Source organism: Stenotrophomonas sp. Bg11-02, from assembly GCF_002836635.1.
GTDB classification, from domain to species: Bacteria; Pseudomonadota; Gammaproteobacteria; order Xanthomonadales; family Xanthomonadaceae; genus Stenotrophomonas; species Stenotrophomonas lacuserhaii.
This window is the reverse complement of sequence record NZ_PJAY01000060.1, coordinates 191,946-207,210: the sequence shown is the minus strand read 5'-3', so window position 1 is coordinate 207,210 and position 15,265 is coordinate 191,946. Positions and strand designations below refer to the sequence as shown.

General features: G+C 66.6%; 14 protein-coding genes. 10 read left to right on the top strand and 4 right to left on the bottom strand.

Annotated features, from left to right (window positions below; all coding sequences use genetic code 11):
- Positions 1-169 precede the first annotated feature (169 nt).
- On the top strand, positions 170-640 hold the full coding sequence (locus tag CXG43_RS11085) for a hypothetical protein (RefSeq protein ID WP_101100004.1): 471 nt from the start codon (positions 170-172) through the stop codon (positions 638-640).
- 9 nt (positions 641-649) lie between these two features.
- On the opposite strand, the gene CXG43_RS11080 is transcribed toward CXG43_RS11085, so the two are convergent.
- From CXG43_RS11080 to CXG43_RS11070, 3 genes are all read right to left on the bottom strand, one after another.
- Positions 650-1,765, bottom strand: coding sequence for a polyamine ABC transporter substrate-binding protein (locus CXG43_RS11080; RefSeq protein ID WP_101100003.1), 1,116 nt, complete (start codon positions 1,763-1,765; stop codon positions 650-652).
- Positions 1,766-1,883: 118 nt separating this feature from the next.
- Complete coding sequence (locus CXG43_RS11075) at positions 1,884-3,281, bottom strand: glutamine synthetase family protein (RefSeq protein WP_042614383.1); 1,398 nt, start codon at positions 3,279-3,281, stop codon at positions 1,884-1,886.
- Positions 3,278-3,709 carry a gamma-glutamyl-gamma-aminobutyrate hydrolase family protein gene (locus CXG43_RS11070; protein WP_101100122.1) on the bottom strand — a complete coding sequence of 144 codons (432 nt, stop codon included), beginning with the start codon at positions 3,707-3,709 and terminating at the stop codon, positions 3,278-3,280. Before CXG43_RS11070 ends, CXG43_RS11075 begins: the two co-directional genes overlap by 4 nt.
- 103 nt (positions 3,710-3,812) lie before the next feature.
- Between CXG43_RS11070 and CXG43_RS11065 the strand changes: the two genes are divergently transcribed.
- The 3 genes from CXG43_RS11065 to CXG43_RS11055 all read left to right on the top strand — a co-directional run bounded on the left by CXG43_RS11065 (position 3,813) and on the right by CXG43_RS11055 (position 7,090).
- Positions 3,813-5,114, top strand: coding sequence for an FAD-binding oxidoreductase (locus CXG43_RS11065; protein WP_232767739.1), 1,302 nt, complete (start codon positions 3,813-3,815; stop codon positions 5,112-5,114).
- Positions 5,115-5,182: 68 nt separating this feature from the next.
- Complete coding sequence (locus CXG43_RS11060) at positions 5,183-6,508, top strand: diguanylate cyclase (RefSeq protein WP_101100001.1); 1,326 nt, start codon at positions 5,183-5,185, stop codon at positions 6,506-6,508.
- Positions 6,509-6,628: 120 nt separating this feature from the next.
- Entirely contained in the window at positions 6,629-7,090 is a 462-nt protein-coding gene (locus CXG43_RS11055; RefSeq protein WP_101100000.1) for a bacteriohemerythrin, read from the top strand.
- On the opposite strand, the gene CXG43_RS11050 is transcribed toward CXG43_RS11055, so the two are convergent.
- Positions 7,091-8,383: an MFS transporter gene (locus tag CXG43_RS11050; protein WP_101099999.1), complete on the bottom strand. Its 1,293-nt coding sequence runs from the start codon at positions 8,381-8,383 to the stop codon at positions 7,091-7,093.
- A gap of 250 nt (positions 8,384-8,633) precedes the next feature.
- On the opposite strand from CXG43_RS11050, the gene CXG43_RS11045 reads away from it, so the two are divergent.
- The 6 genes from CXG43_RS11045 to CXG43_RS11020 all read left to right on the top strand — a co-directional run bounded on the left by CXG43_RS11045 (position 8,634) and on the right by CXG43_RS11020 (position 15,101).
- Positions 8,634-9,287, top strand: coding sequence for a hypothetical protein (locus CXG43_RS11045; protein WP_232767738.1), 654 nt, complete (start codon positions 8,634-8,636; stop codon positions 9,285-9,287).
- Positions 9,288-9,540: 253 nt separating this feature from the next.
- Entirely contained in the window at positions 9,541-10,893 is a 1,353-nt protein-coding gene (locus tag CXG43_RS11040) for an aspartate aminotransferase family protein (protein ID WP_101099997.1), read from the top strand.
- A gap of 63 nt (positions 10,894-10,956) precedes the next feature.
- Entirely contained in the window at positions 10,957-11,826 is an 870-nt protein-coding gene (locus CXG43_RS11035; protein ID WP_101099996.1) for a plasmid replication/partition related protein, read from the top strand.
- Between the two features lie 117 nt (positions 11,827-11,943).
- Positions 11,944-13,233 carry a DUF445 family protein gene (locus CXG43_RS11030; protein WP_101099995.1) on the top strand — a complete coding sequence of 430 codons (1,290 nt, stop codon included), beginning with the start codon at positions 11,944-11,946 and terminating at the stop codon, positions 13,231-13,233.
- Between the two features lie 268 nt (positions 13,234-13,501).
- Positions 13,502-14,647 (top strand): M23 family metallopeptidase, encoded by a 1,146-nt coding sequence (locus tag CXG43_RS11025; RefSeq protein WP_101116131.1) that lies wholly within the window; start codon positions 13,502-13,504, stop codon positions 14,645-14,647.
- A 52-nt stretch (positions 14,648-14,699) separates the two neighbouring features.
- Positions 14,700-15,101, top strand: a complete 402-nt coding sequence (locus CXG43_RS11020) for a hypothetical protein (protein WP_157825150.1) — start codon at positions 14,700-14,702, stop codon at positions 15,099-15,101.
- Positions 15,102-15,265: the final 164 nt, after the last annotated feature.

Genomic DNA, 15,265 nt, shown 5'->3' with positions numbered 1-15,265 from the left:
GGACAGCGGCGTCATTCTAGCCATGCCCGTGCCGAAGCGACATGACGGCAGTTGGCGGCCGGCGGCGCACCACTGCGGCGCGTCGCGGTCCGCTCTTACCTTGGGCACGGTGGACAGGCACGCTCATCCCGGTACCTGCACCGCAGTCCCAGAAGCCGAGACCCCTTCCATGCGCACCCTCCGACCCCTCGCCGCCCTGATCCTCGCCTGCGCACCGCTGGGTGCCTGGGCCTGCAGCCCCACCGGCTACCCCGGAACCGGCCAGACCATGCTGTCGGACTTCACCAACGGCGCCTTCCTCATCCATTTCCACGACGACGGCTGTACGGCCAGCTTCTGGGGAGTCAGCGGTGATGCAATCGGCAACAACAACACCGTGGAGTACGCGTACACGCCGATGGGCGCCGGCCTCCACAGGCTCACCTGGGTGGCATACAACCCGGAGAAAGTGGTGTTCGCCAACGTGGTGCACATACAGAACTGGAACACCTGCATGGTCTATAGCAGCTTGAGCAAGCCGGATATGACGTTCGAGCACTGGCAGGGCCCGCAGATCCGCAACTGGGACAGCACGTCAAACTCCGCCACCTGCCCCGGCACCAGCATGCCCCCGCCCGAAGGCGGGGATCTGGCTGGCTGACCGCACCGATCAACGGCCGGTTTTGATTTCCGTCCACAAGCGGGTGTACAGCTTGTCGGTTTCCGGGGTGTTGATCGAATAGGTGAACATCTTCTCCGCCACGTCTGCCGGCGGGTAGATGGTCGGATCGGTACGGATCGCCTCGTCCACCAGCGGCGTCGCCTCGCTTACCGGGTTGGCGTAGTGGATGAAGTTGGTGTTGGCCGCGGCGACCTTCGGTTCCAGCAGGTAATTGATGAACTGGTAGGCGGCTTCCGGGTTCTTGGCATCTTTCGGGATGGCCAGCATGTCGAACCACTGCGGCGCCCCTTCGCGCGGGATCGAATAGGCCACGTGCACGCCGTTGGCCGCTTCTTCGGCGCGGTCACGCGCCTGGATGATATCGCCCGACCAGCCCACCACCAGGCAGGTACCGCCGTTGGCCAGCGAGCCCACGTACTGCGAGGAGTGGAAGTTCTGCACGTACGGGCGGATCGACTTCAGCAGCTCGCCGGCCTTCTGGATGTCGGCCGGCTTGTTGCTGTGCGGGTCCAGGCCCAGGTAGTGCATGGCCACCGGAATCATGTCGGCCGGGGTGTCCAGCAGGGTCACGCCGCAGTCCTTCATCCTGGCGATGTTTTCCGGCTTGAACACCAGGTCCCAGCTGTTGGCGATGTCGGCGCTGCCGCCGAAACGTTCCTTCAGCATGTCCACGTTGTAGCCGATGCCGGTGGTGCCGATCATGTACGGCACGCCGTACTTGTTGCCCGGGTCCTGGGTGGCGATGCGCTCCATAACCTTCGGGTCGAGCTTGGCCAGGTTGGGGATCTTCGCCTTGTCCAGCGGCAGGAACACGCCGGCCTGGATCTGCCGGCCGAAGAAGTTCAGCGTCGGCACCACCACGTCGTAGCCGCTGTTGCCGGCCAGCAGCTTGGTTTCCACCATCTCGTCACTGTCGAACACATCGTAGGTGACCTTGATCCCGCTCTGCTTTTCGAACTCCGGGATGGTGTCTTCGGCGATGTAATCACTGTAGTTGTAGACGTTCAGGACCTTGCTGTCCTGCGCGGTGCCGCTGCCACCACCGCCACCACAGGCGGCAAGCAGGGCGGCGGAAAGGCCGAGGGTCAGGGTACGCAGCTTCATGGGAGGGGGCTCCATAGCGGGGTGGGGGCCGATGCCGGCCTGCAGACGGCTGCCAGCCTAACGCCGCAGCGCCGGAACGGGTAGCGCCGAGCCATGCTCGGCCGAATGTATCCACTGTCTAGACATTCAGCAGCAGAAACTCGCGTTCCCACGAACTGATGACCCGGAAGAAGGTCTCGTATTCCTTGCGTTTCACCGAAATATAGGCCCTGCAGAAGCGCTCGCCGAGCAGCGCCTGCAGTTCGGCGCACTGCTCCAGCCCATCCAGTGCCTCGCCCAGTGATCGCGGCAGGTCGTAGCCCAGTTCCTTGGCGCTGCCGCTGATCGGCGCATCCGGTGCCAGCTGTCCCCGCAGGCCCAGCAGCCCGCAGGCCAGGGTGGCCGCCATCGCCAGGTACGGATTGGCATCTGAACCGGCAAAGCGGCTTTCCACCCGCATGTTGTCCGGCGTATCCATCGGCACGCGCAGGCCGCAGGTGCGGTTGTCGAAGCCCCAGTGCACGTTGCTCGGTGACACCTCGCCGAATACCAATCGCCGGTAGGAGTTCACGTTGGGCGCGAAGAACGCCATCGCCTGCGGCGCGAACTTCTGCAGCCCGCCCAGGTAATGCCCGAACACCGGACTGAACTCCCCTTCCCCATCGCCATCGCCAGCGAACACATTGGCTCCGTCGCTGATCCGCAGCAGGCTCTGGTGGATGTGCATGGCACTGCCCGGCTCGTTTTCCATCGGCTTGGCCAGGAACGTGGCATACACCCCGTGGCGCATGGCTGCCTCGCGCATGGTGCGCTTGAACAGGAATACCTGGTCGGCCAGGTTCATCGCATCGGCGTGGGTGAAATTGACTTCCAGCTGCGCCGCGCCGGATTCGTGGATCAGCGTATCCACGTCCAGCTTCATCGCATCGGCGTAGTCGTACATCAGGTCCAGGATCGGATCGAACTCGTTCACTGCATCGATGGAATAGGACTGCCGCGCGGTCTCCGGACGGCCCGAGCGACCGGCCGGCGGCAGCAGCGGGAAGTCCGGATCGGTGTTCTTCTGCACCAGGAAAAACTCCAGCTCCGGCGCCACCACCGGGCGCAGGCCCAGTTCGGTGTAGGCATCCAGCACGCGGCGCAGCACGTTGCGCGGCGCCAGTTCGTGCGGCTGGCCGTTCTTGGTGTAGCAGTCGTGGATGATCTGCGCGGTGGGATCGGTGGCCCACGGCACCATGCGCACCGTTTCCGGATCCGGGCGCAGCACCATGTCCGAATCCGAAGGCGAAGTCAGTTCGTAGTAATCATCCGGATAATCACCGGTGACGGTGGTAGCGAAGATACCCTCCGGCAGCCGCGTGCCGTAATCGTGGGAGAACTTGTCGGCCGGGATGATCTTGCCGCGCGCGATGCCGGTGATGTCCGGTACCAGGCACTCCACTTCGGTGATGCGGCGGTCCTTCAGCCAGCGCAGCAGGCTGCTTTCCTGCGCATCTTCCTCCGTTGGCATCCTGCGCGTGCGGCTGTCGGTACTCATGCGGAATCCTGTTGAAATCGTTGTCGCTGCCGGCAAGCTTGGCCGAACGCATGCAACACAGCGTGATAGAAGGGATTGTGGATGGCGCGCCACTGCGGATGCCACGGCACGCCCGGCACGAAGGAATGCCCGCGGCTGCGGGCGGCTTCGACGAGGCCATCGTCAGCGTGCGCATCGGCCAGCAGGCCGTCAGCCAGGGCGTCGATTCCCTGGCCGTGTACCGGATTGACCACGGCAGAACGGCCGCCGTGCCACTGCGCCAGCCCGCCGCCCGCGGGCAGCGGCGGCTGCAGCGAGGGCAGCAGCACCGGGGTCACCACAGCGGCATCCACCAGCGCACGCACATACATCCCGCCGGCCATCGCGAAGCGATGATGGCCCTGCTGCGTACTGTCGGTCGGCAATCCCACGAGGGGCGGAAGGCGCATGCGAAGGTCCTCGGCGCTGCGCACACGGTAACCCCGGCAGATGACCGCAGCAACCTTACCGGCAGTCACACCATCACCGTGGCAACTGCGCCAGACTATGCCCATGGACCCCACGCACGCCCTGCGCGAAGACCCTGCCCTGCCACCCAGCTGGTATGCCGCCAGCGTACGACCCCGCGCCCCGCTGCCGGCGCTGGACGGCGATGTCCACGTTGACGTGGCGATCCTCGGCGCCGGCTACACCGGGCTTTCGGCGGCCCTGGAACTGGCGCGCCGTGGCCTGCGCGTGGTGGTGCTGGAAGCCTGCCGGATCGGCTGGGGGGCCTCCGGCCGCAACGGTGGACAGGCGCTGGTCGGCTATGGCTGCGAGGTGGACGTGCTGGAAAAGCAGGTCGGCGCGGAAGACGCACGCACCCTGTTCGACTACTCCCGCCAGGGCGTGCAGCTGCTGCGCGATCGCATAGACCAGCACCGGATCGACTGCCATTGGGTGTCCGGCCATGCCAACGTACCGATCACCACGCGACAGTCGCAGGCGCTGCAGCGCGACGCGGAACGGCTGACCACCCAGTACGACTACCCCATGCAGTGGTGGGACCGCGCTACCCTGCGCGCGCAGCTGGACAGCCCGCGCTACCAGGGCGCGATGTTCGACCCGCTGAGCGGCCACCTGCATCCGCTGGCCTACGCGCAGGGGCTGGCCGATGCCGCGATCGCCGCCGGCGCGATGATCCACGAACACACGCCCGTGCTGGAACTGCAGCGCACGCCGCGCCCTGCCCTGCGTACCGCCACCGGCACCGTGCACGCCGCCCACGTGCTGCTGGCCGGCAATGCCTGGCTGGAAGGCATCGCCCCGGAACTGGAGCGCCACGTGATGCCGGTCGGCACCTATGTCGGCGCCACCCCGGTGCTGGGCGAAGCGCGCGCGCGGTCGCTGATCCGCAACGACATGGCCGTGTCCGATACCGGGCTGGTGCTGGACTATTTCCGGCTCAGCCACGACCACCGCGTGCTGTTCGGCGGCGGCGCCAGTTACTCCTCGCGGCCCCCGGCCGGACTGGAAGCGGTGATGCAGCGACGCCTGTGGCAGGTGTTCCCGCAGCTGCACGGCGTGCCGCTGGACTACCTGTGGGGCGGCTACGTGGACATCACTCCCAGCCGCGCCCCGCACTGGGGCCGGCTGACCCCGGACATCTACTTCGCGCAGGGCTTTTCCGGGCATGGGGTGGCCTCGGCCAACCTGGCCGGGCAGGTCATCGCCGAGGCCATCGCCGGCCAGGCCGGACGGCTGGAGGTATTCGAGCGGCTGCCGCACCGGCCCTTCCCCGGCGGACGCCTACTGCGCACCCCGTTGCTGGTCGCCACGATGGCATTTGTAAAGCTGCGCAATCTAATTTGGTGACGCAGTTCAAGTTTTCAGGGGAGCGGCCGATAGCCTTGAAGACCCAGCCCGTTCCGAGCGCACGCCTCATGCCCGCCTTGCTGCAGGGCGCTTTCGTAAGCGACCCCGGTGTTGATCCCCTGCCCCAGCGCATCCTGCTGGTGGAGAATTCGCGAACCTTCACCACCCTGGTGCGTGAAGCCATCGAACAGCGCCTGGAGCTGAAGGTAACGGTGGCTTCGACCCTGGCCGAAGCCGGCGGCCTGCTGGAGCAGGAACAGGGCTGGTTCCTGGTGCTGACCGGGCTGGTGCTGGCCGATGGCGACCGCGAAGCCGTGGTGGATTACTTCGTTTCCCGCGGCCTGCCGACGGTGGTGGTCAGCGGGGTGTATGACGAAGACGTGCGCCGCCGCGTGCTGGAACAGAAAGTCATCGATTACGTGCTGAAGAACACCCCCGGAAGCGTGGATTACCTGGTGTGGCTGGTGCAGCGGCTGGACCGCAACCGCCGCATCGCCGCGCTGGTGGTGGATGATTCGCCGTCCGCGCGTGCCTATGCCGCCGCCCTGCTGCGCATGTACGGCCACCCGGTGTATGAGGCGGCCGACGGTGAAAAAGGGCTGGCAGCGATCGATGCACATCCGTCCATCCGGCTGGCCGTGGTGGACCAGGAAATGCCCGGCATGCAGGGCGTGGAGTTCACCCGCCGGCTGCGCATGCAGCGTTCGCGCGACAAGGTGGCGGTGATCGGCCTGTCCGGCAATACCGATGCCTCGCTGATTCCCCGTTTCCTGAAGAACGGCGCCAACGACTTCCTGCGCAAGCCGTTCTCGCGCGAAGAGTTCTTCTGCCGCGTCTCGCAGAACGTGGACCAGCTGGAACTGATCGGCACCCTGCAGGATCTGGCCACCCGCGATTTCCTGACCGGCCTGCCCAACCGCCGCTGCTTCCTGGAACACAGCCAGCGCCAGTTGCACGGCGTGCAGCAGCAGGACGACTGGATCGCGGTGGCGATGGTGGACATCGACCACTTCAAGCACATCAACGACACCTTCGGCCACGACGGCGGCGACGACGCGCTGCGTGCCTGCGCCGATACCGTGGCCACGCACGCGCGCAGCGGCGATCTGGTCGCCCGCTTCGGGGGTGAAGAGTTCTGCCTGATGGTGCCCGGGCTGGCGCCGGACGAAGCGGTGGAGTACTTCGAAACCCTGCGCCAGAGCATCGCCGCGCTGCAGGTTCCCATCGCCGGCACCGCGCTGCGCATGACCGTCAGCATCGGCCTGTGCTGCATCCGCCCCCAGCATGACAGCCTGCACGAACTGATCACCGAAGCCGACCGCCAGCTGTACCTGGCCAAGGCCGGCGGCCGCAACCGGGTCTGCAGCGCCGCACTGAACGCCACCCCCGCTTGACCACCGCCCTGGTGGGTGACGACCGTTGGTCGTCACGCTGTCACCCGCTTTGATCCAGATCAGTGTCGCACTCGGCACGCCCGCCCACACTCGCTCCCATCGCACACAGGGAGCACGCAGATGGCCTTACTGGTCTGGCAGGACGATCTCAACATCGGCATCGAGGTCATCGACAACCAGCACAAGCGGATCGTGGAGATGCTCAACCATCTGCACGTCGCCCAGCAGGGCCTGCAGCGGCTGGCCGTGGCTGATGTGATCGACGAACTGGTCGACTACACCATGTCCCACTTCGCCTTCGAAGAAGAGCTGATGGAAGAAGCCGGCTACCCGTTCTGCGCCGCGCACAAGCGCGTGCACGAGATCTTCGGCAAGCGCGTGTCCGACTACCGCCTGCGCTTCCAGGCCGGCGAAGACGTGACCGACGAACTGCGCACCATGCTCTCGCGCTGGCTGTTCAACCACATCCGCGGCGATGACAAGGCCTACGCCGAATCGGTCAAGCACCACCTCAACCAGTTCACCCGCGAACACCAGGGCGGCAGCTGGCTGGGACGCACGCTGAAGCGCTTCTTCGTCTGATCAGCGCACCCGCCGCTGCAACGCGAGCAGCGCGCAGATGGTCACCAGCGCGGCGATGCACAGGTAATAGCCGACCGCCACCAGCCCGAAGCGTTCGGCCAGCCATGTCGCCAGGTACGGTGCCGGCGCCGCGCCCAGGATGCCGGCCAGATTGAACGACAATGACGCGCCGGTGTAGCGCACCTCCACCGGGTAGATTTCTGCCAGGAACGTGCCGCACGGACCGTAGGTGAGGCCCATCAGGAACAACCCCAGCGACAGGAAACCCAGCACCATCCACGGGCTGCCGGCCTGGAACATCGGCGCCAGCAGCACCCCGAACACCACGATCAGGCCACTGGCGATGATCATCGTGCGGCGCGTGCCCCAGCGGTCGCCGTAGCGCGCCGAAATAGGAATGCCGGCGGCGAAGAACAGGATGCCGACCATCTGCAGCAGCAGGAACTGCTCGCGGCTGTAGCCCAGCACCGCGGTGCCATGGCCGAGCGCGAACACGGTCATCAGGTAGAACAGCACGAAGGTAGCGAACGCGCCCAACGTGCCCAGCAGCATCGGCACGGCGTGGTCACGCAGCACCGTCAGCATCGGCAGCTTGACCCGCGCATGCGCATCCAGCGCCTTCTGGAAGGCAGGCGTCTCATGGATGTTCAGGCGCACCCACAGGCCCAGGCCGACCAGCAGCGCACTGGCCACGAACGGAATGCGCCAGCCCCACTGCAGGAAGTCATCGGCGCTGAGCAGGCGGCCCAGGATCAGGAAGATGCCGGCCGACAGCAGGAAGCCCAGCGGCGCGCCCAACTGCGGGAACATGCCGTACCAGGCACGCTTGCCCGGCGGCGCGTTTTCGGTGGCCAGCAGCACCGCACCGCCCCATTCACCGCCCAGCCCCAGGCCCTGCCCGAAACGACACAGCGCCAGCAGTGCCGGCGCCCACAGGCCGATCTGCGCATGCGTGGGAAGCAGGCCGATCAAGACGGTGGACAGGCCCATCGTCAGCAGCGCTGCCACCAGCGTCGCCTTGCGCCCGATGCGGTCGCCGAAGTGCCCGAACACCGCCGACCCCACCGGCCGGGCGATGAACGCCACCGCGAAGGTCGCCAGCGACTGCAGCATCGCCGCCTTGTCACTGCTGTCCGGGAAGAACAGATGCGGAAACACCAGCACCGCCGCAGTGGCGTAGATGTAGAAGTCGAAGAACTCGATGGTGGTGCCGATCAAGCTGGCCAACAGCACGCGCTGTGGCGAATTGGCCGGCGCGGACGGGAACGTGGCGGGTGCAGCAGTGGACGACATGGGCAGGATCAACAAGCAGAGAGCGTTCCGGATTCTGCCACGCCCCTCTCGAAGGGGGGCAGATTGGTTTCAGCCGACACCGCTGGTAGCGCCGAGCCATGCTCGATTTTGGTAGCGCCCAGCCATGCTCGATTTTGGTAGCGCCGAGCCATGCTCGGCGAGCAAAGCGGCCGCCCCCGAACCACCCAACGAAACTTTCCGCCCTCACGCCTACTCTCACCCCGAAGGTAACCGCATGGATGCACCGCCGATGTCGACCCTCGCCCTGACCCGCCCATCACTCCCCGTGCCCGCCCCGCACGTGATCGCGTGGGCGCTGGTGATCGCCGTGCATGCCCTGATCGGCTGGTGGCTGCTGACCACCACCCGCGCCACCCTGACGCGCAGCGATACCCATCGCATGAGCGTGCGCTGGTTGCCGCCGCCACCCCCTGCATCGCAGCCCATCGCGCTGCCCAGCAGCCCTGATGTTTCGCCCATGCAACGTAGCCTCCGCGTGGTCAGCCCGCTACAGCATGTCGTTTCCGCACCCGATGCGGCGACCCTTGTGGACATCGCCGACCCGGTCGCAAGCGCGCCGCTGGACCTTCGCCTGCGCGGCGATGCCGTCAGCGGCGGTGACGGCATCGACGCTGCCGCCCTCGCCCCGAAACTGATCGGACGCCGCACCGTGCATGCGGCCTTCCAGGAACGACCTCGCTACTTCCGCATGCGTCCGCAGATGAGCCCACAGCAGATCATCGCCGGGGTGGCGCAGTTCCTTGGGTTGTGGCCGCCCGGCTATACCGACGACCCCTGCGGACTGGGCAAGCAGGACCTGCAGTACTTCCAGGATGCGGTGGACGAGCGGGACCGGCAGGCGCTGCGCGATGCGATACATCAGGTGAGCGCTAACTGCCGGTGAGGCGCGCGGTTTGTCGCGGCGGACGCATTTTGCATGCTTTGCCCATGTACCTGTCCGGGTCGCGTTACGCACGATGGCGATGCTGGCGACGTAGGAGCGCCAGCAGGGATTGGCATCCTGATCCGTTTACTCCCTGTACTTCGTTGCTGCGCTCACGGGCCCGGCAGAGAATGCATCACCTCGCCGAGGTCACGCCAGCGCGATTTACCCCTACGCTAAAGTCAGAAAAACCGCCGCCGTTCCGGAGCCCGTCATGCCCTCCCCGACCCCGCCGCTCAACGTCCTGGCCACCACGCAGCCGGACACTCTCGACGCCTTCTGGATGCCGTTCACCGCCAACGCGCAGTTCAAGGGCGCGCCGCGCCTGTTGGTCCGTGCGCAGGGCATGTATTACGAGGACGTGGAGGGTCGGCAGATCCTCGATGGCACCGCTGGGCTGTGGTGCTGCAATGCCGGTCATGGCCGCAAAAAAATCGTGCAGGCCATCGCCGACCAGGCCGGCACGCTGGATTTCGCGCCCACTTTCCAGATGGGCTCACCGCTGCCGTTCGTACTGGCGCAGCGCCTGGCCGCGCTGGCACCGGCGGGCCTTAACCATGTGTTCTTCACCAACTCCGGTTCCGAGGCGGTGGATACGGCGATGAAGGTCGTGCTGGCCCACCATCGCGCCCGCGGCGAAGGCCAGCGCACGCGTTTCATCGGGCGCGAGAAGGCCTACCACGGCGTCGGTTTCGGCGGCATGGCGATCGGCGGGCTGCCCAACAACCGGCGCCAGTTCGGCCTGCAGCTGGGGGGCAGTGCGCATCTTCCGCATACGCTGGACCTGCAGCGCAATGCCTTCAGCCAGGGCCTGCCGCGGCACGGGGCGGAGTTGGCTGATGCACTGGAGCGACTGGTCGCGCTGCACGATGCGTCCACCATCGCGGCGGTGTTCGTGGAACCCATCGCCGGCTCGGCCGGGGTCATCCTGCCGGCGCCGGGCTACCTGCAGCGCCTGCGCGAAATCTGCGATCACCACGGCATCGTGCTGGTGTTCGATGAGGTCATCACCGGCTTCGGCCGCGTCGGCATGCCCTTCGCGGCGCAGCGTTTCGGCGTCACCCCGGATCTGATCACCTTCGCCAAGGGCGCCAGCAACGGCGCGGTGCCGCTGGGCGGGGTGCTGGTCAGCGATGCCATCCATTCCAGCCTGCAGCAGGGGCCGGCGCAGGCCATCGACCTGTTCCATGGCTATACGTATTCCGGCCATCCGCTGGCCTGCGCCGCCGCGCTGGCTACCTTGGATGTGTATGCCGAAGAGCGCCTGTTCGAGCGCGCAATCGAGCTGGGCGAGTACTGGCAGCGCGCCCTGCACAGCCTGCAGGGCCTGACCAACGTGGTGGACATCCGCAACTTCGGGCTGGTCGGCGCGGTGGAGCTGGCCCCGCGCCGCGATGCCCCGGGCAGCCGCGGTTACGAGGTGTTCCGGCGCTGCTTCCACGACGGCAACCTGCTTGTGCGGCAGACCGGCGACACCATCGCGTTGTCGCCGCCGCTGATCGTGGAACCGGCGCAGATCGACCAGATCGCCGACGTTCTCGGCGCGATGATCCGTGCTACCGCCTGAGCCGGGACGCGCCAGCCCGAGCCGGTACAATGGGCGGTTCCGCTCCACGACTGCCCGTTGCCCATGAACATCGTCGTCAAAGAAGAACTGAAGGCCTACATCGACCCGCTCACCGCGGACGAGTACGAAGCGCTGGAGCGCAGCATCCTGGCCGAAGGCTGCCGCGATGCGCTGGTGTTGTGGGGCGACGTGCTGGTGGACGGACACAACCGGTATGGCATCTGCCAGAAGCATGATCTGCCGTTCAACACGGTGCAGAACACCCGCTTCCAGAGCATGGACGATGTCCACCTGTGGATGATCGAACAGCACCTGGGCCGGCGCAGCGTGTCTGACTTCCAGCGGGGCGAACTGGCGCTGCGCAAGCGCGAGATCCTGGCCGAGCGCAAGCGCATCGAGCAGGAAAAGCTGCAGCGCGAAAGCGACGGCACCGCCGACAGCCAGGACGAGGACCAGGACAGCCCGCCGTGGGATCCGGCACCCAGCTTCAGCCGCGCCGAACTGGCCCGCGAAGCCAAGCTGAGCAGCAACCAGATCAGCATGATCGAACGCATCCGTGCGCAGGCGGCACCGGAAGTGGTGGAGGCGGTGAAGAGCGGCCAGCTGTCGATCAGCGCGGCGGCAGCCGTGGCATCGCTGCCGGAAGACGAGCAGCGCGCGGCCGCCACCGGGGGCAAGGACGAACTGAAGCAGGCTGCCAAGCGCGCCCGCGAAGCCAACCGCAAGCCGCGTGCGGCCAAGCCGGACGTGGCGGTGCAGGCGGAAGAGGTCAGCGATGACGAGCAGGCGCTGCGCGATGCCGAGGTGATGCACGCCCTGGAACAGCTGGGCGAAGGCGCCCCGGCGCTGCGCGCCCGCATCGTCAGCCTGACCCGCGAAAACGATGCGCTGCGCCAGCAGCTGGCGGCGCTGCGCGCGCAGCTCAGCGCGTAATCCGGACGTGGGGCGGCGTGCATCACGCTGCCGCTGCGCTCGCCGAGCGTGGCTCGGCGCTACCGCATGCACTTGCCCGTCAACGGGGCCCAACACCGGGCCCGGTAGACTGCCCGCATGAACACGACTCCCGATGATCCGCGCCGCGCCCAGCTGCGGCGCCTGAAAGCCATCGCCTTCGGCATGCTGCTGGTGATGCTGGCCGGTTTCGCGGTCAGCCATTGGCAGGGCGAGCGCGGTATCTGGGCCTGGGTCGCCGCGTTCTGCGAAGCCGCCGCGGTGGGTGCCATGGCCGACTGGTTCGCGGTGGTGGCGCTGTTCCGCCGGCCGATGGGCCTGCCCATCCCGCATACAGCGATCATCCCGCGCAGCAAGGAACGCATCGGCGACAGCCTGGCGGTCTTCGTGCGCGACCAGTTCCTGGCGCCGGACATGCTGCTGGCGCGACTGAAAGTGTTCGATCCGGCTACCCGCCTGGGCAGCTGGCTGTCCGCGCCCGAGCAGGTGCGCATGCTGGCCGACATGGCCCGCGCCTGGGCCTTGCAGGCGCTGGATTTCTTCGACGAAGCGGCCGTGCGCCGCCAGCTGCACGGCTTCGTGGTGCAGCAGCTGCGGCAGTGGAACGCGGCCTCCACCGCGGGCGAACTGCTGACCCTGCTGACCGCCGATGGCCGCCACCAGCGCGTGCTGGACGAAGGCCTGCAGCGGCTGGGGCGCTGGTTGGAACAGCCGGAGGTCAAGGAGCGGGCCTCGCAGCTGATCGTGCGCTACATCCAGCGCGAGTGGCCCACGCTGTCCAGCACGGTGAACTGGATCAAGCCGATCGACGAGATCGGCGACAGCCTGGCCGAGCGCCTGGCCGGGGCGGTGCTGGAGGAAATGCAGCAGGTGCTGGCCGACCCGCTGCACCCGCTGCGGCAGGACTATGAACAGTGGCTCGGCACCTACGTACAGCGCTTGCGCGAGGACCCTGCGCTGGCTACCCGCATTGAACAGCTGAAGCAGGAAATGATCGACCACCCTGCCCTTCAGGAGTATGTGCAGGGCCTGTGGTCGCGCATCCACGCCAGCCTGCGTGCGGACCTGCAGAGTGAGCACTCCGCGCTGGCCGGGCACCTGGAGCGCAGCATGGCCGCGCTGGGCCGCAGCCTGTCGTCGGACCCGGCGCTGCGCGATGCGCTCAACCTGCACCTGCTGGAGGGTGCGCAGCGGTTGACCTCGCGCCTGCGCGATGGCGTCACCGCGCATATCGCGCAGACGGTGAAGGGGTGGGACGAACGCCACCTGGTGGAACAGCTGGAACTGAGCGTAGGCCGCGACCTGCAGTTCATCCGCTTCAACGGCACGCTGGTCGGTGGCCTGATCGGGTTGTTGCTGCACGCGGCCACCACACTGCTGCCGATGTGAGTGCGGGCGTGCGGGCGTGCTGCCGAGCTGTCCGATTGATGGCATAGCCATCAATGCCACCTCCGATGGATCTTTCCAACGCCGGTAACTTTGTGATTGCCGACAAACCCGGCGTTGTCCCACGTACCTAGCATTGGCCCTGCCCGCCAGCCAATAGCGGCAGCAGCGAGCCAGCCCCGACAACTCGACGTGGTCCCTTCCGCAGGGTCCAGGGAAGGTTGCGGCCTGAATACACCATGCCGCTCAGATCCACTCTGGAATCCGAACGATGACCATCCATACGCGCCGATTGATGAAACCTGCACTGCTGGCCGTGCTCTGCGCGGCATCCACGCTGGGAACGGCGCAAGCCGGCGCGCCTGCCGTGCAGAGCCAGGACCTTGTATACCAGTACGAGGAAATGTTTGAGTTCGATATCGCCACCTGGCTGGCCGGGCATGCGCCACAGCTCAGCCCCCACGCCGAAGTGCTGTCCCATTGGGCGGGCTACAGCGGCATCAGTCCGCGCGTCCTGCTTGCCCTGATGGAGCTGCAGACCGGCGTGGTGGGCAACCAGGATGCTTCGCCTGGCAGTCTGGAACGGCCCTTCGGCACGCTGGTCACCAGGACCGGCTTCGGGCCGCAGCTGCGCGAAGTGGCCGAAACGCTGCGTGATGCGATGTATGACGCCGCTGACACCCGCACGATGGGGCCTGTGGCGCTGTCGGCCGACAACCCGCTGCGCACCCTGTACGCGCTCTCAGGCATGGACACTGTGCGTGCCACGGCGCTGGCCGACGCTGGCTTCAATGATGTCTACCGCAAACTGTTCGGAAGCAGCCCGGCGAGGGCGCAACGCGGTGGCGAGGCGCGGGCGCAGGCCGATGTGCCGCCGACCAACCTCTTGCAGTTTCCTTATCCACTCAAGGCGAAGTGGCATATCGGCGGCGCACACACGCACTCCGGCAGCGGCCGGTTCCCGATGTCTTCGCTGGACATGTCGGTCGGCGGTTGGTGGGGCAGCAACCAGAGCAACTACTGGGTATCGGCATCGGCGTCGGGGCGTTTCAAGCGTCACTCCTCCTGCATGGCCGAGATCGTGCACGAAGGTGGCTGGTCCACCACCTACTACCACCTGATGAACATCCGCCCCGCAACAGGCGCGATGGTGGCGGCCAACGATGCCATTGCCAACCCGGCCAATACCCGGAACCAGGCCTTGTGCGATGGAGGATCCTCTACCGGCCCGCACGAACATTGGTCCCTGAAGTCCAACGGCAGCCAGCACCATCTGAACGGTGTGACCCTGTCCAGCTACCTGATCACCGCCACGGGCACCAGTTACGACACCAACTGCCAGCGCTTCAACCTCAGCCGTAATGGCAGGCGCTACTGTTCGGATTTCTACACCAACATAGGTGTTGACGCTCCCTGAATCGGGTATTCTCCCGCGCATCGCGCGCCAAGGCGGTGCGCCGGGGGGATCAATGACCAGGATGTTGGTGACGCTGGCGCTGTGTGCGCTGGCCACGCAGGCGCACGCGCAACGCGTGTACAAGTGCAGCGATGGCAAGCAGGTGGCCTATCAGTCGGTGCCCTGCCCGAAGGAGCAGGACACCGGCATCAGCCGTCCGGTCGTGCGCGATCCGAACCTGACCAGCGCCGACCGCGTGCGCGTGGCGCAGGAATCATCACAGGCGCGCCGCTGGGTGCGTCAGGGCGCCGGTTACGACCAGCCCGACGTGCGCGGCACGGTGATCGACAACGTGGTCGATCCGCAATCCTGCGAAGACGCCCGCCTGCGCAAGGAGATGGCCGAAGTGTTCACCGGCCGCAGCGCTCCTGCGCGCATCGACCAGGAAATCCACCGCGCCTGCGCGGTACGCTGAAAGCCCGTGCGGTCACACGTGTGACCGTACTGAAAACGCTTGCTTAACTAAATGCGAATACTTATCATTTAGTAAACACGTACGCCCAGCCAGTCAGTCGCGGATCCCTTCCGCCGTTGCCGCCCCGTGTACCAGCTAACGTTCGCCGCCCCAGCCTGGTGCGG